At 51.2% G+C, this 23869-nt stretch carries 22 protein-coding genes and 2 tRNA genes; 11 read left to right on the top strand and 13 right to left on the bottom strand.

Going from position 1 to position 23869, the window contains the following annotated elements; all coding sequences use genetic code 11:
- Positions 1–67: 67 nt before the first annotated feature.
- On the bottom strand, positions 68–1522 hold the full coding sequence (locus tag NW212_RS11110) for a TolC family protein (protein ID WP_258338708.1): 1455 nt from the start codon (positions 1520–1522) through the stop codon (positions 68–70).
- 187 nt (positions 1523–1709) lie between these two features.
- Between NW212_RS11110 and NW212_RS11105 the strand changes: the two genes are divergently transcribed.
- Together NW212_RS11105 and NW212_RS11100 are read left to right on the top strand one after the other, a co-directional pair.
- Complete coding sequence (locus NW212_RS11105; RefSeq protein WP_258338707.1) at positions 1710–3077, top strand: sigma-54 dependent transcriptional regulator; 1368 nt, start codon at positions 1710–1712, stop codon at positions 3075–3077.
- Positions 3074–4348, top strand: coding sequence for a PAS domain-containing sensor histidine kinase (locus tag NW212_RS11100; protein WP_258338706.1), 1275 nt, complete (start codon positions 3074–3076; stop codon positions 4346–4348). The genes NW212_RS11105 and NW212_RS11100 overlap by 4 nt, the downstream gene beginning before the upstream one ends.
- On the opposite strand, the gene NW212_RS11095 is transcribed toward NW212_RS11100, so the two are convergent.
- The 8 genes from NW212_RS11095 to ruvX form a co-directional block, all read right to left on the bottom strand.
- Positions 4326–5090, bottom strand: a complete 765-nt coding sequence (locus NW212_RS11095; protein ID WP_258338705.1) for an EFR1 family ferrodoxin — start codon at positions 5088–5090, stop codon at positions 4326–4328. The two genes, NW212_RS11100 and NW212_RS11095, sit on opposite strands and share 23 nt — an antisense overlap.
- A gap of 359 nt (positions 5091–5449) precedes the next feature.
- Positions 5450–5800: a 50S ribosomal protein L20 gene (gene rplT, locus NW212_RS11090; protein ID WP_258338704.1), complete on the bottom strand. Its 351-nt coding sequence runs from the start codon at positions 5798–5800 to the stop codon at positions 5450–5452.
- Between the two features lie 104 nt (positions 5801–5904).
- Complete coding sequence (gene rpmI, locus NW212_RS11085; protein WP_258338703.1) at positions 5905–6102, bottom strand: 50S ribosomal protein L35; 198 nt, start codon at positions 6100–6102, stop codon at positions 5905–5907.
- Between the two features lie 55 nt (positions 6103–6157).
- Positions 6158–6745: a translation initiation factor IF-3 gene (gene infC, locus NW212_RS11080; RefSeq protein ID WP_258338702.1), complete on the bottom strand. Its 588-nt coding sequence runs from the start codon at positions 6743–6745 to the stop codon at positions 6158–6160.
- A 101-nt stretch (positions 6746–6846) separates the two neighbouring features.
- Complete coding sequence (thrS, locus tag NW212_RS11075; RefSeq protein ID WP_258338701.1) at positions 6847–8790, bottom strand: threonine--tRNA ligase; 1944 nt, start codon at positions 8788–8790, stop codon at positions 6847–6849.
- Between the two features lie 70 nt (positions 8791–8860).
- Positions 8861–10870 (bottom strand): tetratricopeptide repeat protein, encoded by a 2010-nt coding sequence (locus NW212_RS11070; protein ID WP_258338700.1) that lies wholly within the window; start codon positions 10868–10870, stop codon positions 8861–8863.
- Positions 10867–11421 carry a peptide deformylase gene (def, locus tag NW212_RS11065; protein ID WP_258338699.1) on the bottom strand — a complete coding sequence of 185 codons (555 nt, stop codon included), beginning with the start codon at positions 11419–11421 and terminating at the stop codon, positions 10867–10869. Before def ends, NW212_RS11070 begins: the two co-directional genes overlap by 4 nt.
- A gap of 28 nt (positions 11422–11449) precedes the next feature.
- The gene (ruvX, locus tag NW212_RS11060; protein WP_258338698.1) at positions 11450–11866 is read right to left on the bottom strand and encodes a Holliday junction resolvase RuvX; all 417 of its coding nucleotides are present in this window, start codon (positions 11864–11866) and stop codon (positions 11450–11452) included.
- Positions 11867–11989: 123 nt separating this feature from the next.
- On the opposite strand from ruvX, the gene NW212_RS15300 reads away from it, so the two are divergent.
- Both NW212_RS15300 and NW212_RS11050 read left to right on the top strand, forming a co-directional pair.
- Positions 11990–12442 (top strand): DUF362 domain-containing protein, encoded by a 453-nt coding sequence (locus NW212_RS15300; protein ID WP_309148252.1) that lies wholly within the window; start codon positions 11990–11992, stop codon positions 12440–12442.
- Positions 12443–12458: 16 nt separating this feature from the next.
- A complete protein-coding gene (locus NW212_RS11050) occupies positions 12459–12737 on the top strand; it encodes a hypothetical protein (RefSeq protein ID WP_258338697.1) in 279 nt (92 codons plus the stop codon).
- A 130-nt stretch (positions 12738–12867) separates the two neighbouring features.
- Here the strand turns inward: NW212_RS11050 and nhaD are convergent, their stop codons facing one another.
- Positions 12868–14205, bottom strand: coding sequence for a sodium:proton antiporter NhaD (nhaD, locus tag NW212_RS11045; RefSeq protein WP_258338696.1), 1338 nt, complete (start codon positions 14203–14205; stop codon positions 12868–12870).
- A 223-nt stretch (positions 14206–14428) separates the two neighbouring features.
- Here nhaD and NW212_RS11040 point away from each other — a divergent pair, with 223 nt between their 5' ends.
- On the top strand, positions 14429–15235 hold the full coding sequence (locus NW212_RS11040; protein ID WP_258338695.1) for an MBL fold metallo-hydrolase: 807 nt from the start codon (positions 14429–14431) through the stop codon (positions 15233–15235).
- Positions 15236–15375: 140 nt separating this feature from the next.
- Here the strand turns inward: NW212_RS11040 and NW212_RS11035 are convergent.
- Positions 15376–15451: transfer RNA gene (locus tag NW212_RS11035), tRNA-Lys, on the bottom strand.
- A 33-nt stretch (positions 15452–15484) separates the two neighbouring features.
- A tRNA-Lys gene (locus tag NW212_RS11030) sits at positions 15485–15557 on the bottom strand.
- A 543-nt stretch (positions 15558–16100) separates the two neighbouring features.
- Here NW212_RS11030 and NW212_RS11025 point away from each other — a divergent pair.
- Together NW212_RS11025 and NW212_RS11020 are read left to right on the top strand one after the other, a co-directional pair.
- A complete protein-coding gene (locus tag NW212_RS11025) occupies positions 16101–16868 on the top strand; it encodes a carboxymuconolactone decarboxylase family protein (protein WP_258338694.1) in 768 nt (255 codons plus the stop codon).
- Between the two features lie 240 nt (positions 16869–17108).
- On the top strand, positions 17109–17795 hold the full coding sequence (locus NW212_RS11020; protein ID WP_258338693.1) for an SGNH/GDSL hydrolase family protein: 687 nt from the start codon (positions 17109–17111) through the stop codon (positions 17793–17795).
- Between the two features lie 14 nt (positions 17796–17809).
- On the opposite strand, the gene lipB is transcribed toward NW212_RS11020, so the two are convergent.
- A complete protein-coding gene (lipB, locus tag NW212_RS11015) occupies positions 17810–18493 on the bottom strand; it encodes a lipoyl(octanoyl) transferase LipB (RefSeq protein ID WP_258338692.1) in 684 nt (227 codons plus the stop codon).
- A gap of 174 nt (positions 18494–18667) precedes the next feature.
- On the opposite strand from lipB, the gene NW212_RS11010 reads away from it, so the two are divergent.
- Genes NW212_RS11010 through gcvP form a run of 4 tightly spaced genes read left to right on the top strand, consistent with a single transcriptional unit; the run spans position 18668 to position 23699 of the window.
- Positions 18668–19525 (top strand): RsiV family protein, encoded by an 858-nt coding sequence (locus tag NW212_RS11010; protein ID WP_258338691.1) that lies wholly within the window; start codon positions 18668–18670, stop codon positions 19523–19525.
- Between the two features lie 4 nt (positions 19526–19529).
- On the top strand, positions 19530–20153 hold the full coding sequence (gene rsmG, locus NW212_RS11005; RefSeq protein ID WP_258338690.1) for a 16S rRNA (guanine(527)-N(7))-methyltransferase RsmG: 624 nt from the start codon (positions 19530–19532) through the stop codon (positions 20151–20153).
- 15 nt (positions 20154–20168) lie between these two features.
- Entirely contained in the window at positions 20169–20807 is a 639-nt protein-coding gene (locus tag NW212_RS11000) for an MBL fold metallo-hydrolase (RefSeq protein ID WP_258338689.1), read from the top strand.
- Positions 20808–20849: 42 nt separating this feature from the next.
- Positions 20850–23699: an aminomethyl-transferring glycine dehydrogenase gene (gcvP, locus tag NW212_RS10995; protein WP_258338688.1), complete on the top strand. Its 2850-nt coding sequence runs from the start codon at positions 20850–20852 to the stop codon at positions 23697–23699.
- The last annotated feature ends 170 nt before the right edge of the window (positions 23700–23869 follow it).

Raw genomic sequence — 23869 nt, 5'->3', positions numbered from 1 at the left:
GTGAAGAGGTGATCGCAACGGCTTGGAATCCTCATTCCAGCCGCCTGTCCCTCTCCGCCCATCAGAATCATATTTCGGGCAGACGCTCCGTCAGAGGGCAGTCATGCTCGAAGTCGTATTGCGTCATGCTGCGCAAACCGTAATAAAGCGTCCAATAGATTTTCATCGCTTCGATGCAGTTGCGCCGTGCCGTATCCTTTTCGCTGATAGCCGCATTCAGATCAAGAACGGTCGACTTTCCCATCAGATACAGGCGGAGAGCCACTTCATAACGGCGGCGGGCTGTTTCGTCCGTGCGCGCTGCCACCTCTACCTGACGGGCCTGCAAGTTGAACTGACGCACCATCTTGCGCACGTTCAGCTCAAAGTCGTTCATGCCCTGCTCTGTCTGCGTTTCCACCAGCGACACGTTCGACTTGGCCACACGCACCTTTCCCCGTCCGCGCCCCCAGTCGAGAATGGGAACGACAAGCGAGAGACTCACGTATTGCTGGTCAAGCGGATCGCGCCACGAATCAGCCAGCCGTCCGGCAGTCTGCGACAGGCCGAACCGCAGATACAGATCGGCTTTCAGTCCCCTGTCCGCCCGCGCCTGAGCCAGCGAGCTTTTGCTTTCGAGATTCATTCTCCGGTAGGTGTCAGGCTCCGGACTGTGGCGGTACGCCTGTTCCATCGCTTCGGTCAAAGGCACCTCGAACCGGGGTATGCTGTCCTCAGGCACAGCCTCAATAACGGTTTCTTCCCTGATTCCCAAAAACGAACGGAAGGTGAGCATGGCATCCTCTACCTCAATCTGCGCCTTCATCATGTTCGTTTCCTCGTTCAGCCTGTTCACTTCCAGCTGAAGCATTTCATTTTCCGTGATGCTCCCGATGTCGTACCGTCCTTTGGCATACCGGTAGAGCGTATCTGCCGAGGCATAGTTCGATCGGGCAATGTCGAGGTTCGCCTGTGCCGCAGCCAGGCTGAAAAACAGTTCGCACGTTCTGGCGGCAATCAGCTCCAGCGTTTCGGCATACGTCTTTTTCGCTTCCCGAAAGCGCACCGGCTCGATGCGGCGGTTCCATTTCAACGAATTGTATCCGAAAAGCGACTGCCGGTAGCCAATGGTTACAGGCAACGAATTGTATGCGGTTGTGTGGCTTCCGAACTCGTCCATCCGCTGGGTGGAGGTCTGCACAAACAGGTTGCCGCCCGTAAACCATACGTTCTGGCTGATTTGCAGTCCCAAATCCGTAATCAACTGGTTCTGCCGCACAAACAGCTCCGTTCCGTCGGGTTGCGTCACCCGGTTGATCTGGCGGTTCAGGTAAGGCTCCGACACCAGATTCACTTCCGGAAGATAGTTGGCACGGAACGAACGGTAGCTCCAGTAGGCGGCCCGGTAAGTATGTTCGGCCGCCTGCGCTTCCGGCGAATGGGCTTGGGCCATACGTATGGCATCGCCCAGCGTCAGCCGTTCGGCTCCGGCATTCCCCGAAAGGGAGGCGGCAAAGAATATCGTCAAAAACACATGCTTCATATCCTGCTGATAATAAACCTCTTTCAGACAATCAAAACCTGTGCCATAAGTGCAATATACTGTAATTCAGCGAAATGTTCTGAAAAGGGATTGACTTCCGGTGTGCGCAACCACACATTTTCCGTGCGGAAACGCACATACAGCGCAAGCAGAAAATCGCTATCTTTGCATATCAATATCATGCAAAATGGAAGAGAAAGGAAAAATATTGATCATAGACGACAACGAGGACGTGCTTTTCGCCCTCAATCTGCTGCTTGAGCCTTATATGGAAAAGATAAAGGTGACCACGCAGCCTTCGCGTATCGAACACTTCATGACTACTTTCCGTCCCGACGTCATCCTGCTCGACATGAATTTCCGGCGGGACGCCATCAGCGGGCAGGAAGGCTTCGACTGTCTGGCACAGATCCTGCAAACCGACCCTCAGGCGGTGGTGGTGTTCATGACTGCCTACGCTGATACCGACAAGGCGGTGCGGGCCATCAAGGAAGGAGCCACTGATTTTGTGTCGAAGCCGTGGGAAAAAGAAAAGCTGCTTGCCACACTCTCCTCGGCCTTGAAACTGAGCCGCTCGCGCAGGGAAGTGGGAAAGTTGCAGGCGCAGATGCTCGCCCTTAAAGGCGATGACGGATTGCCCGAACTCATCGGAAACTCACCTGCCATGCAGAAAGTGAAAGAAACTGTCGGCAAGCTTTCAAATACCGACGCAAATATTCTTATATTGGGGGAAAACGGAACGGGAAAGGATCTCATCGCGCGGATGCTGAAGTATTTCTCTCCCCGGCAGGATGCGGCTTTCGTGGCCATCGACCTGGGAAGCATACCGGAACAGCTGTTCGAAAGTGAACTGTTCGGCTATGAAAAGGGGGCTTTTACGGATGCCCGGAAAGCCAAACCGGGAAGGATGGAAATCGCTTCGGGAGGCACGCTCTTTTTGGACGAAATCGGCAATCTTTCGCTCCCGATGCAGGCCAAATTGCTGACAGCCATCGAGAAGCGGCAGATTGTACGTCTGGGGGCGATAGAGCCGACTCCCATCGACGTGCGGCTGATCTGTGCCACCAATGCCGACTTGCATCAGCGGGTGGCCGAGGGCGGTTTCCGACAGGACCTGCTCTACCGCATCAATACCATCGAACTCCGCATACCGCCGCTGAGGGAACGGGGAGAAGATATCTTGCTGCTGGCTGAACATTTCCTGACAGGATATAACCGGAAATACCACAAAGAAATAAAGGGACTGACCCGCGAAGCGAAAAACAAGCTGCTGAAATACAGCTGGCCAGGCAATGTGCGCGAACTGCAACATACGCTGGAACGGGCGGTGATACTGAGCGAGAATCTTCTGCTCCGCCCAAGCGACTTCTTTTTCCCTTCGGCCGCAAGCGAGGTTCATGAGGAGGCTGGCGAAGAACTGAATCTGGAGAAACTGGAACGGAAGGCAGTGGAAAAGGCGTTGCGCGCCAGCAACGGCAACATGAGCCGTGCCGCAGAATTGTTGGGCATCACCCGCTTTGCCTTATATCGGAAAATAGAAAAACTGGGATTATGAAAAGTTACGCTTCTTCACTTGTTCTGCACATCCTCAGTCTGGTGCTGCTTGCCGCGTCAGGCGTATATGCGGCAATGCACGGCCTGTGGTTCTGCACCGCGGCTTCTGCCGGAGTCATTGCCGGAATCGGAATCAGTCTTTACCGGATGCAGACCCGGCAGGTGCAGACCATGAAGCGCATTGTGGATTGCATGAAAAACAACGATCTCTCGCAACTGGCCTGCCCTGCCTTCAGCGACAGGAACATGCAGATGCTGGCAGAGGATCTTTCTGCCGCCCTGAAAACAATCCGCACGCATTTGAATGAGGAAGAAACAAAACATCAGTATTACGAAAGTCTGCTGAACAGGGTTGATACGGCGGTGCTGGTCTGCTGCGAGAATGGCCGCATGGAGTGGATGAACAAAGCCGCGCAGAAACTGGTGGGCAACTGCAACATCCTGCCCGAGGAAATCAGTGGAGCGCTCAAGAATCAGCAGGCTGTAGCCCGCCTGCAGAGCCGGCCCATACCGGCTGAACTGGCAGTAACGGCCACGCAAATCCAACTGAAGGGAAAAACATTTTGGCTCGTCAGCCTGAAAAATATCCATACCGCACTGGAACAGACCGAAATGGAGGCATGGCAAAAGCTTATCCGGGTGCTGACTCATGAGATCATGAATTCCATCACGCCGATCATCTCCCTGGCCGATACGCTGAGCGAACGCAACATGACAGACTCAGCCGACAACTTTACGGGCCGGCAGATGCAGCAAGGACTGCAAGTCATCCGCCGCCGCAGCAAGAGCCTGCTGGAATTCGTGGAAAACTACAGGAAACTGACCCGCATCGCTCCTCCGGCAAAAACAGACATTGACGTGCATGATTTCTTCAACGGCCTGCAGCAGCTTTTCGCCGGCAAACCCTTTCTCTCCTTCAAATTGCCCGACAACCTCCCCCGCTGGAAAGCCGACAGGGGACAGATGGAGCAGGTGTTCATCAATCTGATAAAGAATGAACTGGAAGCTTGTGAGCATACTGCCGACGCATCAGTCTGCATCAGCGTTTCGGCAACAGGAAAAGAATGGAACTTTCAGGTAACCGACAACGGCGAAGGCATACTCCCTGAAGTCACCGAACGGATTTTCGTCCCGTTCTTCACCACCAAATCCGGCGGTTCCGGAATCGGACTGGCGATTTGCAAGCAGATTGTCCTGCTTCACGGCGGTCAAATCTCCGTGGAGTCACAACCGAACAAGGGAAGCCGCTTTATCCTTTCTTTTCCGGCGTAAACTGTCCCTTGCCTCTTGTCATGCCGCCGTATGCAACAGCGTGTTTCGGACAATGATGGTAACAGGCGAGGCAGAGCGCACAGTCCGCTCCCCAGACAGGACGTCTGTCAACCAGCCGGATATTGTGCATCGGACACACTTGCTCGCACTTGCCGCACGATATGCAAATATCTTCCGCATGGAAAGGTTTCGGAGAAGTCATGTAACGGTTGAAAAGCGGACGTATCACATAAGACTTCAGGCGGGGAAATGCCCCTTCATGGCAATCCCACTTGCGCTCGCGGTTCCTGATGCACGATGCGACAAATTCCACCCTGCCTTTCATGCTGTTCAGCTTCAGGTTTGCCAGACGGCTGGAGTCTACATTAAAGCCTGGCAGACAGACATATGTATTGGGCATCGTCACAGAAAAGCCGGCATGACACTCCCACCCTTTGCGCCTGACAGCCTTTCTGAATATGTCGGCTGTCTTTCCGGTATCATCCCCGCAGGTACAGATAAAATACACATATGCCGGAATGGAAGACAGATGCAGCCTCTCCAACGCGCCGAGCACCACGGCCGGCGGTCCCCATGAGTAGACCGGAAACACAAAGCCCAAAGTCTCATTAGCCTGAAGAACAAGGGCATCTCTTTTATTGCCAACAGCTTCTGTCAGCGGAAAAACAGTTTCGCCCAACATCTTGCCCGCACATTCAGCGACCTTGCGCGAATTGCCGACACCGGAAAAATACAGAATCATAACAGCCAGAATTAAAAGGGCGAAGAACCTTGACCACATGAAAAACAAGATTCTTCGCCTTACAATTAAGAAAAAGAGAAGCCGCACCCGAGGCGTGACGAAACTCCGATAAACAAGATTTGAGTGCTCACCCCCTTTGTAATCCACCGGCATAAATGCTACCCGAAGGCGTGGCCCGCCATTGGAGGTTGAAGCTGTTCTCGGTATTTCATATAATTTGATGAGTTTCCCGATTCTGCAAGTACGGCTTCAATTTTGTATTACAAATGTACGACAATTATTTGAATAAACAAAATATCAGCCATAAAAAAAGGTACCGCAATACGGTACCTTTTATAAAATCATTACTTTCGGCCTTATCAAGCGGCTTTAGCTTTTGCAACTACTGCCTTGAATGCTTCAGGGTGGTTCATCGCTAAGTCAGCCAAAACCTTGCGGTTGATTTCGATGCCTGCTTTGTGCAGCGCACCCATCAGCTTAGAATATGACATACCTTCCAGGCGTGCAGCAGCGTTGATACGCTGGATCCACAATGCGCGGAAGTTACGTTTTTTGTTCTTGCGGTCACGATAGGCATAAGTCAAACCTTTTTCCCAAGTATTCTTGGCAACGGTCCAAACATTTTTTCTTGCACCAAAGTAACCTCTGGTCAATTTCAAAATTTTCTTTCTTCTTGCTCTAGAAGCAACATGATTTACTGATCTTGGCATAGTTTTAATTAGTTTTTGAATGATAGCGCCGAATATCGCATCCGGACTTAAAGCTAATGCATTCGGTTAATAAATTAAATGATACTTTTACGCTTCTCAAAGACTCAACGCAGACACAGAAGTTCCTTAACAGCTTTCTTGTTGGCATCGTTTACCAATCCCATGTGAACAAGATTTCTTTTCTGCTTTTTAGTCTTCTTAGTCAGGATGTGACTGTGATAAGCATGTTTTCTCTTAATTTTACCCGTTCCGGTAAGAGCGAATCTTTTTTTGGCACCGGAGTTAGTTTTAACTTTTGGCATTTTGTTTAATATTTAATTATTACTAAATATAATGGCAACGCACTATACCGGCGCGTTACTCATTTGTCTTTTCTGTTTTCTGAACAGGCTCAGCGGCCGGTTTCGAAGGCTTCTTTGCCCCGGGCTTCTTGGGAGAAAGGGCGATGGTCATACGCTTTCCTTCCAGCAGCGGCATTTGCTCAACCTTCGCATAGTCTTCCAGATCATTGGCAAAACGCAGCAGAAGCACTTCACCCTGTTCCTTGAACAAAATCGAACGGCCCTTGAAGAACACGTATGCCTTTACCTTGTCGCCGTTCTGAAGGAAGCCAATCGCATGTTTCAGCTTGAAGTTGTAGTCGTGTTCGTCCGTCTGAGGACCGAAGCGGATTTCCTTCACATTTACTTTAACCTGCTTTGCTTTCTGTTCCTTTGCACGTTTCTTTAACTGATAAAGGAATTTAGAATAATCTATAATTCTGCAAACCGGAGGAACAGCGTTGGGTGAAATTTCAACTAAGTCGGCTTCATGTTCCTCAGCAATCTTTAAAGCTTGAGCTATCGGATACACTGCCGATTCAATGTTATCTCCAACGATACGTACTTCTTTGGCGCGAATCTGTTCATTGATTCGATGTTGCCCTTTCAAAGAGTCATTTTTCATTAAAATCTTTTCTTCCTGTTTGTTTTTAAGAGTTATAAATTATTTTGCTCACCGCCTTGCAGCAAAGATTTTTTACCTTTTTCCACAAAGCGGTTGCAAATTTACCATTTATTTATCATATTATGAACTTCTTCTGCAATATTTTTTGCAAAATCTTCGATTTTCATCGAACCTTGGTCGCCTTCACCCTGCTTGCGAACCGAAACTTCGCCGTTTTCGGCTTCTTTTTCGCCCACAATCAACATGTAAGGGATGCGTTTCATTTCATTGTCGCGGATCTTGCGGCCAATCTTCTCATTGCGTTCGTCTACGATTGCACGAATGTCATATTTCTTGAGTTCTATGCGCACCTTATCCGCATATTCGTTGAACTTTTCTGAAATCGGCAGAATAGCTACCTGATCGGGAGTCAGCCACAGCGGGAATTTTCCGGCTGTATGTTCGATAAGCACGGCCACGAAGCGCTCCATCGAACCGAACGGCGCACGGTGAATCATTACCGGACGGTGCTTCTGGTTGTCAGACCCCATATATTCCAGTTCAAAACGCTCCGGCAAGTTATAGTCAACCTGGATTGTACCCAACTGCCAGCGGCGGCCGATGGCATCCTTCACCATGAAGTCCAGTTTCGGGCCATAGAATGCAGCCTCTCCGTATTCAACCTTTGCCTTCAGACCTTTTTCCTGGCAGGCTTCCACAATCGCCTGCTCAGCCTTTTCCCAGTTCTCGTCGCTTCCGATGTATTTCTCGCGGTTCACTTTATCACGCAAAGAAATCTGTGCCTCGAAGTTTTCGAAATTCATTGACTTGAACACGATTGAGATGATGTCCATCACGCGGAGAAATTCATCCTTCACCTGATCCGGGCGGCAGAAGATGTGCGCATCATCCTGTGTAAAGCTGCGCACGCGAGTCAGCCCATGCAGTTCGCCGCTCTGTTCATAACGGCAGACCGTACCGAATTCTGCGATACGCAACGGCAGGTCGCGGTATGAGCGGGGAGAATTCTTATAGATTGTACAGTGGTGAGGACAGTTCATCGGTTTCAGGAAGTACTCTTCTCCTTCTTCCGGCGTATGAATCGGCTGGAACGAATCCTTGCCATATTTGGCATAGTGCCCGGAAGTCACATACAGCATCTTGTTTCCGATGGGCGGACACATCACTTCCTGATAATCGTAGCGGGCCTGGATGCGGCGCAGAAAATCCTGAAGGCGAATGCGCAGCGCAGTGCCTTTCGGCAGCCACATCGGCAGTCCCTTGCCCACCATGTCGGAGAACATGAACAAATCCATTTCCTTGCCGATTTTGCGGTGGTCGCGCTTCTTGGCTTCCTCCAGCAATACCAGATACTCATCAAGCATCTTCTTCTTAGGGAAAGTGATGCCGTAAATGCGGGTCATCTGCTTGCGGTCTTCCTGTCCCCTCCAATAGGCTCCGGCCACCGACAGCAGCTTGACAGCCTTGATGGGAGCGGTAGACAGCAAGTGAGGTCCACGGCAAAGATCGGTAAAGCTGCCCTGCGTATATGTGGTGATGTGGCCGTCTTCCAGTTCGGAAATCAGTTCACACTTGTAAGTTTCGCCTCTGTCGCCGAACATCTTCAAAGCATCTGCCTTGGCTATGCTCTTGCGCACAAGCTCCTCCTTGCGTGCAGCCAGTTCAACCATTTTCTTTTCGATGGCAGGCAGATCGCTCTCTTTGATTGCCACGCCATCCCCCGGATCAACGTCGTAATAGAATCCGTTCTCAATGGCAGGACCGATACCGAACTGAATGCCCGGATAAAGTTCCTGCAAAGCCTCTGCCAGCAGGTGCGCGCTTGTATGCCAGAAAGCGTGCTTGCCCTGCTCGTCTTCCCATTTATAAAGAACGAAGTCGGCATCTTCGTTTATCGGACGATTCAAATCAACCGTTTCGCCGTTCACGCCGCAGGCCAGTACATCCTGTGCCAGACGCGAACTGATGCTTTCTGCAATCTGCAGACCGGTAACTCCGTCATTGTATTCACGGACGGAGCCATCAGGAAAAGTTATCTTTACCATAATGTTCAATATTTATCTGTTATTGTGTACAAAATTATATAAAACTTTTTATTTAACCTCGGCTTCAACCTTATTTTTCCGGAACAGACGTAAACCGCTTGATGATATTATATGCCGAGAATATTCCAAGCTCGCCCGCCTTGCTCAGGTCACGTATGCCCTGCGCATTGTTCCCGAGGAAGATGTTTGTCAGCCCCCTGTTGAAGTAAGCGTCGCCGAAACGCGGATCAATCTCAATCGCCTTCGAGTAATCGGCAAGCGCCGCACGGTAATCCTTCATGGCAGTCAGGATATTTCCGCGGTTATAGTAGGCGTGAACAAAATCAGGAGCCAGGCGTATCACTTCATCCAGATCCTCCTTAATCCGATTGTAGTCGTAAGCATGAACCTGCATGTCGCCGTCGGGCATCTTGACTTCCACCTCATAGTTCTTGTCGCGCTTCATATACTCCAGCTGCTTATAATGGATAAGCGCACGGCTGAAATAAGCAGGCATGAAGGTCGAATCCCGGCGAATCGCTTCATCCAGGTCGCTCAACGCATTGTCGAAATCCTGAACCAGATAGAAGTCGATGGCACGCGCGTAATAATGGAGCACGTTCTCCGGTTCCTTCACGATGACCGCACTCTGCGCGTCGATCGAAGCGAAGTGCTGCTTCACCTGTTCCTCGTCCAGCGAAGCCTCGCTGTTGGTGATCAGCAAGCGCTGCGGAAGTTCGTGACGGGCATTCATGTCGTCAATCCCCTTGTAGTAGTTCACCTGGCGTTTCACTTCATCCTGCCGCTCGTAATAAGTAAGGGCAAACATCGGCTGCGGAAGAATGTTCACGTTGCGGTCCTGCACACGTCCGCGGTAGTCTGTCTTATACTTGCTGCTGTCGTCTTCATCGTCGGCCACCATAATCTTGCGGTAATTCTCAACGTTCTTGTCCGACTGCTTGCGGGTCTTTTCGTCGTTCGAGGCAGTCTGCGGCTTCTTTCCGTTCTGCGCGTCAAGCTGTGCCTTCAGCACCTTGAACTCGTCGGCATCGGCTCCCTTCAGGTCACCGATTTTCCGGCGCGCGGCAGCACGGTACTGGTATCCGGCCAGGAAATTCGGATATTCATCCAGCACAGCCGTATAATCGTCGATTGCCCCGGAATAGTCGCCGGTACGGTCGCGCAGCAGGCCGCGGTTGAACGTAGCCATCATGTTGTCCGGCTCCACCTTGAGCACAAAGTCGAAGTCCTCGATAGCCCGGTTGTCATCGCCCACCTGCGCACGCAGCAATCCGCGGTTGTAGTGTCCGATAAAGTTGTTAGGGTCTACATCCAGAGCCAGGTCATAATCCGACATCGCCCCCCGCAGGTTGTTCTGGTGGTAACGCGCCAGCGCGCGGTTGATATAAGCGCTTGAGTTGCGCACCGAAAGGCGGATGGCCTCGGTCAGGTCCGATTCGGCGTCACTGTATTTTTCCCGCTGAAGAAAAAGCATCCCCCTCGAAGTCCAGGTATCGGGATTGTAGCGGTCAATTTCAATCGCCTTGTCGGCATCCGTCATGGCCTGCAGCGTATCCTTCTGCTTCAGGGAAACCTCCGTGCGCATCAGGTAAGCGTCGGTATAGCGCGGCGCTATCCGGATAAGCGTATCCAGTTCGGCACGCGCCACAGGATATTCTTCTTCATGCATCCGGCACAAGGCAAGATTATGCCAAAGGCTGATGTTCTCAGGATCCAGCTTCAAGGCCCTCTGATAATCCCCGATGGCATCCTTGTATTTCCCCTGGCGTATGCGCGAGATGCCTCTTACCTGATAGGCGTTCACCACAAACGGGTTTCTCTTCAACGCTTCGCTGCAGTCCGACTCAGCGCCCTGATAGTCGTCAAGATTCATCTTGGCAAGACCGCGGTAGAAGAAAGGCTCCGCCATGTAAGGCTTTGCGTTAATTACTTGATTGAAATATTGAATGGACAGCACATAGTCCTCAAAATAGAGCGCGTTCTTTCCGATGGTCATCACCCGTTCGGCATTGATCTGTGCCGCTGATGCCACCGGAAAGCACATACCTATATATAATATGTATAGGAACTTCTTTATCATTTTACAGTTTTCACCTTATACGAACAGCGGGCTTTTCCTTTCACCATACTGTTCAGTTTTCCGCGGATCATCTGCTTGCGGAGAGCAGACAGATGGTCGATGAACATCACTCCGTCCAGATGGTCGAACTCATGCTGCATCACGCGGGCCAAATAACCTTCCACCCATTCGTCGTGGGGTTTCATCTCTTCGTCAAGATACTGCACATGGATGCGGTCCGGACGCTTTACGCTTTCGTGAATGCCGGGCAGACTCAGACACCCCTCCTCCATCGCAACCAGATTGTCGCCGGCTTCAAGTATGTGCGGATTGATATAGGCGCGACGGAAGCCCTTGAACTCAGGCATGTCGTCGGCAAGCACATCAAGATCCACCACCACCACGCGGATGGGCAGACCGATCTGCGGAGCCGCAAGCCCCACCCCGTCGGCACGGTCCATCGTTTCAAACATGTTGGCGATAAGTTCTTTCAGGTTCGGATAATCCGGAGTAATGTCTTGTGCCTCTTCACGCAGGACAGGCTGACCATATACATAAATAGGTAAAATCATTTCGTTTCTGTAGTTTTATAATTCAGTTTTACATTCGTTTCGATTCCAGATAAGACTGCAAAATGATAGTCGCGCTGATTTCATCGACCAGTGCCTTGTTCTGGCGGTCTTTTTTCTTGAGTCCTCCCGCCAGCATAGCCTGATGCGCCAGCACGGAAGTGAAGCGTTCGTCCACCATTTCAAGCGGAACGTCGGGCAGCACCTTCTTGAGGCGGTTCACGAAAGGCACGATATACTTCATGCTTTCAGAATCCTGATTGTTCATCTGCTTGGGATGTCCGATAATGATACGCTCCACCTTCTCCCGCTTCATATAGTCCAGCAGGAAATCCATCAATTCGCCTGTCGGGACAGTAGTCAGTCCGTTCGCGATAATCTGCATCGGGTCGGTAACGGCAATCCCCGTGCGCTTCCTTCCGTAATCAATAGCTAAAATTCTGCTCATACGGCACAAAAGTACAAATTTATTCCTTTCCAGTTTCTATATAATGCTTAAAATATTTAAGGGCCCGGGCATTTCACCCGCAGCTTCCCCTGCCATTTCCCGGGCAACGGAGAAAAAGACTTCATCTCCAGGCTGAGGATATGTATCTCTAAGCTAAAGACATGTATCTTCAGGCTAAAGATTTGTATCTCTAACCTGGAGATAAAGAAATTTCCACGGCGAGCGGAAGAAGAAACACTGCCATTTCCTTCTAAACAGCCTGACTGCCAGACAGAAGCATACAGCGAAGCATATCAGGAGATCTGCATCAACGTGATGAACAACCTGTCGGTGGATTGCGACTGTGACTCCAGTCCTGCCGCGCCCGAAATGCAGGACATTGGCATCCTTGCCTCCGCCGACCCCGTGGCACTGGAGCAAGTCTGCCTTGATCTGGTCTACGCCGTAACGCCTGCGGACGGCAACAACAACCGCCCGCTCATCCAGCGCATTGAAAGCCGCGGAGAAGCGCACGTGGTGGAATATGCGGAGCGAATCGGACTGGGAAGCAGAAACTATGAAATCGTCCGGGTGTAAGCAAAGGGCCGGCAAGATGAAGAAAAATCCGTTTCAGATGCAACTGGCGGCGCAGGCTGTTCCCACCTCGTATGCAGTCGTTTCAGAAATGGTGGTGACAGACATCAAGCCCTCTGCCGACGCTATTCCTGTCCGCGAAGCCTTCGGCACGGAGCAGGCGCTCTCGGATGACGCAACCCTGTTTTTCGACAAAGACTTTTGGGGAAACTACAACATCATCAAGCCGGAAGAGTCGCTGGAGAAAGCTGTTGGGAAATTGAAGAAGATGCAAGGCGCGGAATCCGAAGGCAAATAAGCGCTGCATTTCTCTGAGCGGAAAGGGAAAAAAGAACCGTTCGGGGAACGAAGGAAAAGAAGTTGCGCCGTCCTCCCGTCTGACGGAGCGGCCGCATGGTGAAGTTGCGCCGCTCCCGGAACAATGATTGTCACAGCCCGACAACAGCCTTTTCGAGCCAGTAGGCCAGAATGCCGGCTACATAGCCGATAAAGGCAACCCATGTGATGCGCTTCATATACCAGCCGAAGGTGATCTTCTCCAGTCCCATCACAACGACACCTGCCGCCGAACCGATAATCAGCATCGAACCGCCCACTCCGGCACAATAAGCCAGAAGCTGCCAGAATATTCCGTCGCGGGCCATGTCGCCCACTTCGGCCAGCGGATACATGCCCATGCATCCGGCAACAAGCGGAACATTGTCGACAATGCTCGAAAGCACGCCGATGATGCCTGTAATGAGGTAATAGTTTCCGTTGAACGCATCGTCAAGCCCCTGGCCCACCGTTGCCAGGACACCCACTTCCTGCAGGCAGGCCACCGCCATCAGGATGCCGAGGAAAAACAGGATGGTGCTCATGTCAATGCGCGAGATGATGCCCGAAAGACGCTTCTGCGTGCTTTCGTCATGTTCGGCCTGCCCGCGGTAGAACAGTTCGGTCACCAGCCACAGCAGTCCCAAAACCAGCAGGATGCCGACAAACGGAGGCAGATGTGTGACCGACTTGAATACCGGCACAAACACCAGTCCGCCGACACCCACCCAGAACACGGTCTTGCGCTGCGCATCGGTAAGTCCGTTGCCGGTGGCAGACGTTTCCGGTTCTGCCGCGCCGGACACATTTCCCTTCAGCGACAGGGACAGGATATAGGCAGGCACAACAATCGATACAAGCGAAGGCACAAACAACTCCTTGATGACGCCCCCCGCGGTAATCAGACTCTTGTTCCAGAGCATGATGGTAGTCACGTCGCCGATGGGAGAAAACGCACCGCCCGAGTTGGCTGCAATGATGACGAGCGAGGCATAGATCAGACGGTCTTTGCGGTCGTCAACCAGCTTGCGCAGGATCATCACCATCACAATGGCCGTAGTCATGTTGTCGAGGATGGCCGAAAGGATGAACGTCATCGCCGTGATGCGCCACAGCAGTCCGCGCTTGCTCTTTGTCTTGAGCATGTTGCGCACGAAGTTGAAGCCGCCGTACTGGTCCACGGTTTCTACAATGGTCATCGCCCCCATCAGAAAGAACAGCGTTGTGGCCGTGCTTCCCAGATGTCCCTCAATGACCGAACCGGCAGCCGCGGCGATTCCGCCTGAAGAGATGCCGGGAAAGTTTCCGGGGTCGAACATGTAGAGCGTCCAGCACACTACCAGCATCAGCAAGGCTACAGCGGCCTTGTTGACCCGGGTTAAGGTTTCTAAAGCGATACATAAGTATCCGGCAATGAATGCGATGATGATTGTTACGGTTAAGGCTGACATAAAATTTATCTTTAAAAGGTCTTCAAATGGTTTTCCGAATCACAAATGTAATGGATTTTTCGACATCCGCCCCCTTCCCCGGCCGAAATATTTGACAGCAGGGCACTCCTTTCGCCTTTTCCGTCAGCTTTGTCAGAAACTTGCCTCCCGCCGCGAACGCATGAAGCCATCTTTTTAGTATATTTGCATTCCGTTTTTAAAAAGAAAGGAAAACAGAAGACCGATGAAAATAGAATTCATGAGCCTGGCAAGCGGAAGCAGCGGAAACTGCTATTACCTTGCTACAGACAACAACGCGATACTGATAGATGCAGGAATAGGCATACGCACCATAAAGAAAGTGTTCAAGGAACACGGGCTCAGCCTGGGAAAAGTGCGGGGCGTGCTGGTGACACACGACCATGCCGACCACATCAAAGCCGTAGGGCATCTGGGAGAAAAATACAACATTCCAGTCTATTCGACGGAAGAGATTCACGGCGGAATGCGCAAAAGCTACTGCATGACCGAGAAGCTCAGCGGAGAACACATACGCTTCATCCGGAAAAACGAAACGTTCCAACTGGCAGACTTCAACGTGACCTGCTTCGAAGTGCCGCATGACGGAACGGACAACGTGGGATACTGCATCACTGCGGAAGACAAGGTGTTTTCATTCCTCACGGACATCGGACACATCACTCCCGAGGCGGCGCGCTTCATCAGAGAGGCAAACTACCTCATCATCGAGGCAAACTATGACGAAACGATGCTTCAGATGGGACCGTATCCTCCGCACCTGAAAGCGCGCATAGCTGGCCCGAACGGGCACCTGAGCAACAGGGAGCTTGCCGACTATCTGGCGGAGAACTTTACGGACAGGCTGAAATATGTGTGGCTGTGCCATCTGAGCAAAGACAACAACCACCCCGAACTGGCACTGAAAACAGTAGAGCTGGCACTGAAAGAGAAGGGCATCACCGTCGGCAAAGACCTCCAGGTGGTTCCGCTGCGCCGTGTGCTTCCCTCAGACATGTATCATTTTGAATGAAAAGCAAGACATGCCGGGGATGCGCATGCGTGCCCCGGCAAAAAAAAGGAAGAGGAGAAAGAAAAAAGGCTCTCCAGGTCTGCACGACTTGAAGAGCCTTGTCTTTTTGGAGTTCCCTCACACCTCACGGCCGGGTCCTCTGGTACACCCTCAGGGATTCGAACCCTGGACCCACTGATTAAGAGTCAGTTGCTCTACCAACTGAGCTAAGAGTGCATCCATTAAATTGTCAAACTTTCCGAAAAATCGTACACCCTCAGGGATTCGAACCCTGGACCCACTGATTAAGAGTCAGTTGCTCTACCAACTGAGCTAAGAGTGCTTTTTCAATTGCGAGTGCAAAGGTAAGCTTTTCGGTTGAATCAGCCAAATAATTTCAAGAATAATTTGCAGATATAAATATTCATTTTTTGATAGTGGCTATTTCTCAGCGGTTTATGCCACACATAAAATACACGCATCTCCGCTGCCGCATAGCCTCCGAAGCCATCATCCGGCTTTTCTGAAAACGTGACGGGACATTTTGATGTGGATGATGGGACAAATAAAAAAAATGAGCCGTCATCCGCATCAAGATAACAGCTCATTTTTTCGGCCTCCGCCGGGATGCCTGAAGACACGCAGGCATTCCGGCGCATGAATGAAAACGCAAATCTGTAAATAAGGTACGATTATCCGTAATTTGGTTATGGCTGCATACAGCCCGAAACGCTACTTTTGTATCAGAATTATAAAAGCAGAATCATTTATGAATACGACCAGCAATCATGAAAATCGCTCCCACGGATGGCGCATCTTTGGGACAGACACAAAAAAACTTGTATTTTTAGTTCTGACTATTCCAGTATTTAACATTTATGCAACTATGGCACAAGAAAAAATTACACAGACCGCAGGACATGTGCAGTTGGGCGACTTCGCCCCAAAGTTCGCGGAACTGAACGATGATGTCCTCTTTGGAGAAGTGTGGAACCGCAAAGGGCTGAACCCGCACGACCGCAGCATGATAACGGTGGCCACGCTGATAGGAAAAGGTATCGTAGACTCTTCGCTGACCCACCACTTGCAGTTTGCGAAAAGCAACGGAGTGACGCGGACCGAAATTTCTGAACTGCTCACCCATATCGCCTTTTATGCCGGATGGCCCAACGCATGGGCTGCATTCCGCATGGCAAAAGACGTGTGGGCGGAAGATGTGTCTGCCGACGACAACGGGAAGGCGGCTTTTCAGAAAGAGATGATTTTCCCCATCGGCGAGCCTAATACGGCCTTCGCCAAATACTTCATCGGAAACAGCTATCTGGCACGGGTTTCTACCGAACAGGTTTCGTTCTCCAACGTCACCTTCGAGCCTCGCTGCCGCAACAACTGGCACATTCATCACGCAACGAAGGGCGGCGGGCAGATGCTGGTATGCGTAGCCGGACGGGGCTGGTATCAGGAAGAAGGAAAGCCGGCCGTTGAGATGCGCCCGGGCGATGTCATCCACATTCCGGCCAACGTAAAGCACTGGCATGGCGCGGCAGCCGACAGCTGGTTTGCGCATCTGGCATTTGAGATTCCGGGAGAAAACACTTCCAACGAATGGCTGGAGCCGGTCACCGACGAGGCTTACGACAAGCTCGGAAAGTAACTGTCCCAAATCCACAAGAAAAAGCCGCACAGGCAAACGCGGAAGCGCAGCGCACAAACGCTCTGTGCTTCCACGCTTTCGCATCTGCCTCACCGCCCTGTTGCCTGCAAGTATTCCTTCCTGAGGCGCATGCAGCTTGCCCTTCATACAAAAAACGCCGCCGGCGAAAAGAAAACGGACATGTCTTTCCGCATCTTGGATTTTATTCGTACCTTTATCGGCAGTTAAACGTTAGAAAACATGAAAAATATTTGCCTCTTCTTCCTTCTTTCATTGCTTGCATGCAGCCACAGCTTTGCACAGTACAAGAAATCCGTTTCCATCCTCGGCGACTCTTACTCTACATACGAGGGATATATTCCTGCGGGCAACGTTCCATGGTATTTCGACGCGACCCAACAGGGAAATGACGTGAACGACGTCACGCTTACATGGTGGCACAAATTCATCTCCGGAAACGGCCTCCGCCTCTGCATGAACAACTCTTATTCGGGGGCTACCGTCTGCAACACCGGATATGACAAGAAAGACTACTCCGACCGCTCGTTCATCACGCGGATGAGCAATCTGGGCGATCCGGATGTCATCTTCATCTTCGGAGGAACAAACGACAGCTGGGCCGGATCGCCTCTGGGAGAATACCAGTATGGAAAATGGAAGAAGGAGGACCTCTACAAATTCCGCCCGGCAATGGCTTACATGCTTGACTACATGACCAAACGGTACATCAATGTGGACATCTATTTTCTGATCAACACAGAGCTGAAGGAAGAGATAGACGAATCCGTCAAGACAATATGCAAGCATTACGGAGTGGAATACATCGAACTGCAAGATATCGACAAAATAGCAGGACATCCTTCTGTAAAAGGGATGCAGGAAATCAGCCGGCAAATAGAGGCCTATATGGCAGCCGCCCGGAAATGAAGCGGAAACCGGGCTCACCCCTTCACAGCCGCCGCTTCCTGCAGAAGGCTGCGCAACTCGTTCTCGAGCCTCGCTTCAACTTCTTCCAAAGGCACTTCGCGGCCTGTTTCCTGAGCCAAGGAAGTCACCCCTTTATCGATGAACCCGCAAGGATTGATATAACCGAAATACCGCAAGTCGGTATTCACGTTCAAGGCCAGACCGTGCATCGTGACGAAATGGCTGCTCCTCACTCCCATCGCGCAGATCTTCCGCTCGCGGGGAGAGCCGACATCCAGCCACACGCCCGTCGCTCCTTCCGCACGTCCGGCAGAAACGCCATACGAAGCGCACACACGGATCACCGCCTCCTCAAGCAAATGAAGATAGCTCTTCAGTCCCAGATGAAAGTCTTCCAGATTCAGCACCGGATAGCAAACCAGCTGCCCCGGTCCATGGAAAGTGATATCTCCTCCCCGGTCAATATGAAACAGTTCCGCGTGTACGGCAAGCAACTGTTCGCGGTTGAGCAGCATGTTCTGCTCTTTCCCGTGCTTTCCCAAGGTATATACGGGAGGATGCTGGCAAAAAACAATCCGGTTGACATACGCTGCGCCCTCCTGCTTTGCACGGACCAGCCCGTCAAACAGCGATTTCTGTCTGTCCCACGCAACGGCATAAGGGACCACTCCCCATCGTTCAAATTTGATCGTTTCCATCGTTTTATAAGATTGATGCAGACAAAGTAACAATTTTTCACCCAAAAGACAAAGGAAAACAAAAAAGAAGTGGCGTTTTATAGCTACAATACCCGATTTATACTATATTTGTAAGACAAAACGTTGATATGTGCGGGGCAGACCCGCACATGTCAGACAAAATTATCAAACGACATGAAAACAGAAAGAATTGTTCTCTCATCTCTTATCGCCTGCACGGGAGCCGGCATGCTGGTTACAGGATGCACCGACGGACAGGGCTATGGAGAGGCTGCGGTGAATGCCTGCATCACCGATACGACCGTATATCTGCTGGGCAATGACAAAGCGTCGCCCAACTGCCACATCAAGCTCAGCTTTGCCTACCTGAACCCTCATTCGGAAAAAGACACTGTTTCAGAAGCGGTCAACCACACGCTGAAGCAGATGTATTTCGGCGACCTCTATGCCAAACTGGCTCCGCAGACGTTCATAGATACCATCACGCACAATCTGATAAGCGACTACAGGCGCGATGTGCTCGAATCATACCGCACCGACCTTGAAAACGGAGTCAGTCCCGAAGACATGCCGTCGTGGTACAACTATGACTTTGAGATCACTTCCGAACTTGAAAAAGGACGCGACAGCATCTGGAACTACAAGGTGGTCACCTCGCAATATATGGGAGGAGCTCACCCCAACACGTGGGCGAAATGGGCGAACATCAACGCGCGGACAGGCAGACAGGTGAGCGAAAACGAAATTTTCGGAAAAGCGGACAAGAAAGGCATCTGCAAACTGCTCCTCGAAAAGATTATCGGCTCTGCCAACGAACGCCTGGAAACGGACACCATCACCTCGGTCGAAGGACTGCATGCCAACGGCATCCTGCTTGACGAAGAGGTGTTCATCCCCGAAAACTTCCTGTTGAAGGCCGACGGCATCGAATTCCTATACAATCCTTACGAAATAGCTCCCTATTATCTGGGAAGCTTCAAGCTGACAATATCAAACGAAGAAATAACACCTTATCTGAACGTAAAAAAATAAGGCAATGGAACTGATAAACAAATATTTTCAGGAACTTACCGACGAACAGAAGCAGCAGTTCGCTGCCCTCTACGACTTGTACACAGACTGGAACAGCAAAATCAACGTGATTTCGCGCAAAGACATCACGAACCTTTACGAACATCACGTGCTCCATTCGCTGGGTATAGCCAAAGTGATCAAATTCAGGCCGGGAACGGAAATTATGGACTTGGGTACCGGCGGAGGATTCCCTGGAATACCGCTCGCCATCATGTTTCCGGATTCGCACTTTCATCTCATCGACAGCATCGGGAAAAAAGTGAAAGTGGCAACAGAAGTAGCACAAGCTATCGGCCTGAAGAATGTAACCACCCGCCACTGCCGGGCTGAAGAAGAAAAGCAACAGTTTGACTTTGTTGTCAGCCGCGCAGTAATGCCGTTGGGAGATTTGATCAAGATCGTGAGGAAAAATATCAGGAAAGAGCAGAGCAACTCTTTCCCCAACGGCGTGTTCTGCCTGAAAGGAGGCGACCTCACACACGAAGTGGCGCCATTCAAGCACCGGGCGGAAGTCATTGCCCTGAGCGACATCTTCAGCGAAGAGTATTTCAAGACCAAGGAAGTGGTTTATGTCACTGTAAACTAAAAAACAGACACTGCCATGAAAATCAAACGCTTTGAATTCAATATGTTTCCGGTCAACTGCTACGTGCTGGCCGACGAATCATGTGAAACTGCCATCATAGACGCAGGATGCTATTACAAGGAAGAGCAGCAACGGCTGAAGGAATTTGTTGAGGGAAACAAACTCACGGTGAAGCATTTGCTCAACACACACCTGCATGCCGACCATCAGTTTGGAAACGCTTTTGCAGCACGCGAATTCGGCGTAAAGCCTGAAGCAAGCCAGCGTGACGAGTTCCTGCTCGCAGGACTTGCGACATTCTGCAAGTCATTCGGCTTCCCTATCAACGAAGACCCGGAACCATTGGGGCACCGCATCACCGACGGAGAAATCATCCGCTTCGGCGAAACGGAACTGGAAGCAATTTCCGTTCCGGGGCATTCGCCGGGAAGCATGGTCTTCTACTGCAAGAAAGAGCGCTGCCTTTTCAGCGGGGACACCCTGTTTAAAGGAAGCATCGGACGCGCAGACCTGGAAGGAGGAAACTTTGACGACCTGAGAGAAAGCATCGCGACCAAACTTTTTGTCCTGCCGGACGATACCGTAGTATATCCCGGACATGGAAACGAAACGACTATCGGCTATGAAAAGATGAACAATCCTTTCTTCCGCTGATAGCAGAAACTTGAAAAATCTGAACCTTAACATAAAATCGTTATGAGAACAACAACTTTTGCCAACAGACATATAGGCATAGGCGAAAAGGATCTTGCTGTCATGCTGGAAAAAATCGGCGTGGAGTCATTGGACGAACTGATAAACAAAACCATCCCTGCAAACATCCGACTGAAAGAAAAACTGAAACTTGAACCTGCAATGACCGAACGGGAGTTCTCCGAACACATCGCCCGGCTCGCATCGAAAAACAAGATATACAAGTCATATATCGGTGCCGGGTGGTATGATACCGTAACTCCCGCAGTAATCCAGCGCAATGTCTTTGAAAACCCGGTGTGGTATACTTCTTATACTCCCTACCAGGCCGAAATCTCTCAAGGCCGCCTGGAAGCGCTGCTGAACTTCCAGACCGTTGTATGCGATCTGACAGCTATGCCGCTGTCCAACTGTTCATTGCTGGACGAAGCGACAGCAGCAGCCGAAGCAGCCACCATGATGTTCGGTCTGCGCAGCCGCGCACAGCAGAAGGCAAATGCCAACACACTGTTTGTAGACGAAGAAATTTTTCCGCAAGTGCTGGCCGTTATCCGCACACGCGCCGTTCCGCAGGGAATTAACGTGAAAATCGGCAGCTACAAGACAGCCGCTTTCACTCCCGACATTTTCGGCTGCATCATCCAGTATCCAAACAACAGCGGCAGCGTGGAAGACTACCGTGCCTTTACAGAGCAGGCACATGCCGCCGGCTGCAAGGTTGCGGTAGGAGCCGACATCTTGTCCCTTGCCCTCCTGACACCTCCCGGCGAATGGGGCGCCGACATCGTTTACGGAAGCACACAGCGCCTGGGAATACCCATGTTCTATGGCGGACCTTCGGCTGCGTACTTCGCTACCCGCGACGAATACAAACGGAACATGCCGGGACGAATCATCGGGCTCTCGAAAGACAAGTACGGCCACATTTGCTACCGGATGGCCTTGCAGACACGCGAACAGCATATCAAGAGAGAACGCGCAACGTCGAATATCTGCACGGCGCAAGCACTGCTCGCAACAATGGCAGGATTCTATGCCGTATACCACGGAGCGGAGGGCATCAGAGAAATAGCCGGAAAGATTCATGCCAACGCCTCATGGCTCGCAACACAGCTGGCCGGACTGGGATATGCCATAAAGAATGAAACATTCTTCGACACCCTGCGGATTGGACTGCCTGAGCAGGTCACCGTACAGAAGCTGCGCACAATCGCATTAAGCAAAAACATCAACCTGCGCTATTTCGGAAACGGCGACATAGGCGTAAGCATAGATGAAACGACCACTCTGGCCGACTCGAACCTCCTCGTAACCGTTTTCGGCATTGCAGCGGAAAAGTCAACCCACGACGCAGCCGAGATACCAGACTCGGCATCTATCCCGGAAGGGCTGCGAAGACAGTCATCGTTCCTTACGCACGACATATTCAAAAAGTACCACACCGAAACGGAAATGATGCGGTACATCAAACGGCTTGAACGCAAGGATATTTCTCTGGCTCATTCCATGATTTCACTCGGTTCGTGTACGATGAAGCTGAACGCTGCCGCCGAAATGCTGCCGCTGAGCAATGCCGCGTGGATGAACATACACCCGCTGGTTCCGGAAGATCAGGCCGAAGGCTATCAGATCCTGATAAAAAACCTCTCCGCCCAACTGGAAACGATTACAGGATTCGCCGGCGTCACCTTACAGCCCAACTCAGGCGCGGCGGGAGAATACACCGGCTTGCGGATAATCCGCAGTTATCTTGAAAGCATCGGAGAAGGCCACCGGCATCTGGTGCTTATTCCGGCATCGGCTCATGGAACCAATCCGGCATCAGCGGTCCAGGCAGGCTACGAACCGCTGACCTGTGCCTGCGACGAGCACGGCAATGTCGACATCGAAGACCTGAAGGCAAAAGCGGAAGCCAACAAAGAGAATCTGGCCGCACTGATGATCACTTATCCGTCGACCCATGGCATTTTTGAAGAAGACATCGCCGAAATCTGCCGGATCATCCACCGCTGCGGGGCGCAGGTATACATGGACGGAGCAAACATGAATGCACAAGTCGGACTGACCAACCCTGCCACTATCGGCGCTGATTTGTGCCATCTGAACCTCCACAAGACATTTGCCAGTCCGCACGGAGGAGGAGGCCCGGGCGTCGGTCCCGTCTGCGTTTCAGAACATCTGCTGCCATTCCTTCCGGGACACGTGTCTTTCGGGAATGAACAAAACGAAGTTTCGGCAGCTCCCTACGGAAGTGCCGGCATTCTTCCGATCACCTATGCATATATCTGCATGATGGGCGAAGAAGGGCTGCGGCATGCAACAGAAGCAGCAATACTTAACGCAAACTATCTGGCCGCCTGCCTTAAAGACACCTACGGCATCGTTTACCACGGAAGCAAAGGCTTTGTAGGACACGAAATGATTCTTGAATGCAGAAAAATCCACGAAGAAAGCGGAATATCAGAAAATGACATATCCAAGCGTCTGATGGATTTCGGCTACCATGCCCCTACCCTGTCATTCCCCGTACATGGAACGCTGATGATCGAACCCACAGAAAGCGAAAGCCTGGCCGAACTGGACCGCTTCGTAAACGCTATGCTGACCATTTGGGATGAAATAGAAGAAATCAAGAATGGCGACGCATCAAAAGAAGACAATGTGCTTCTCAATGCCCCGCATCCGGAATATGAAGTGGTGGGAAACAAATGGCAGCACATGTACAGCCGCGAAAAGGCTGCTTATCCGACAGAAGATGTACGCGAAAACAAATTCTGGATCAATGTGGCGCGCATAGACAACACATTGGGAGATCGGAAACTGCTGCCGACACGCTACGGTTCGTTTGACTGACCCTGCGGTCATTTTAAAAGCGAAAATCCGCATCCGGTAAATATTTGAAAGTTTTTGTTGGCTCTATCTTAATTATTTCTATATTTGCAGCTAGAACAACAATATAAATGACAAATGATTCTGGTCGGATGCAGCAATGGAAAAACGGCTGCATCCGACACAGACAATTT

This window comes from Bacteroides sp. ET225 (assembly GCF_024733745.1).
GTDB lineage: Bacteria > Bacteroidota > Bacteroidia > Bacteroidales > Bacteroidaceae > Phocaeicola > Phocaeicola excrementipullorum.
Note: the sequence above shows the minus strand (reverse complement) of the source record. Positions and strands in the feature narration are given on the sequence as shown.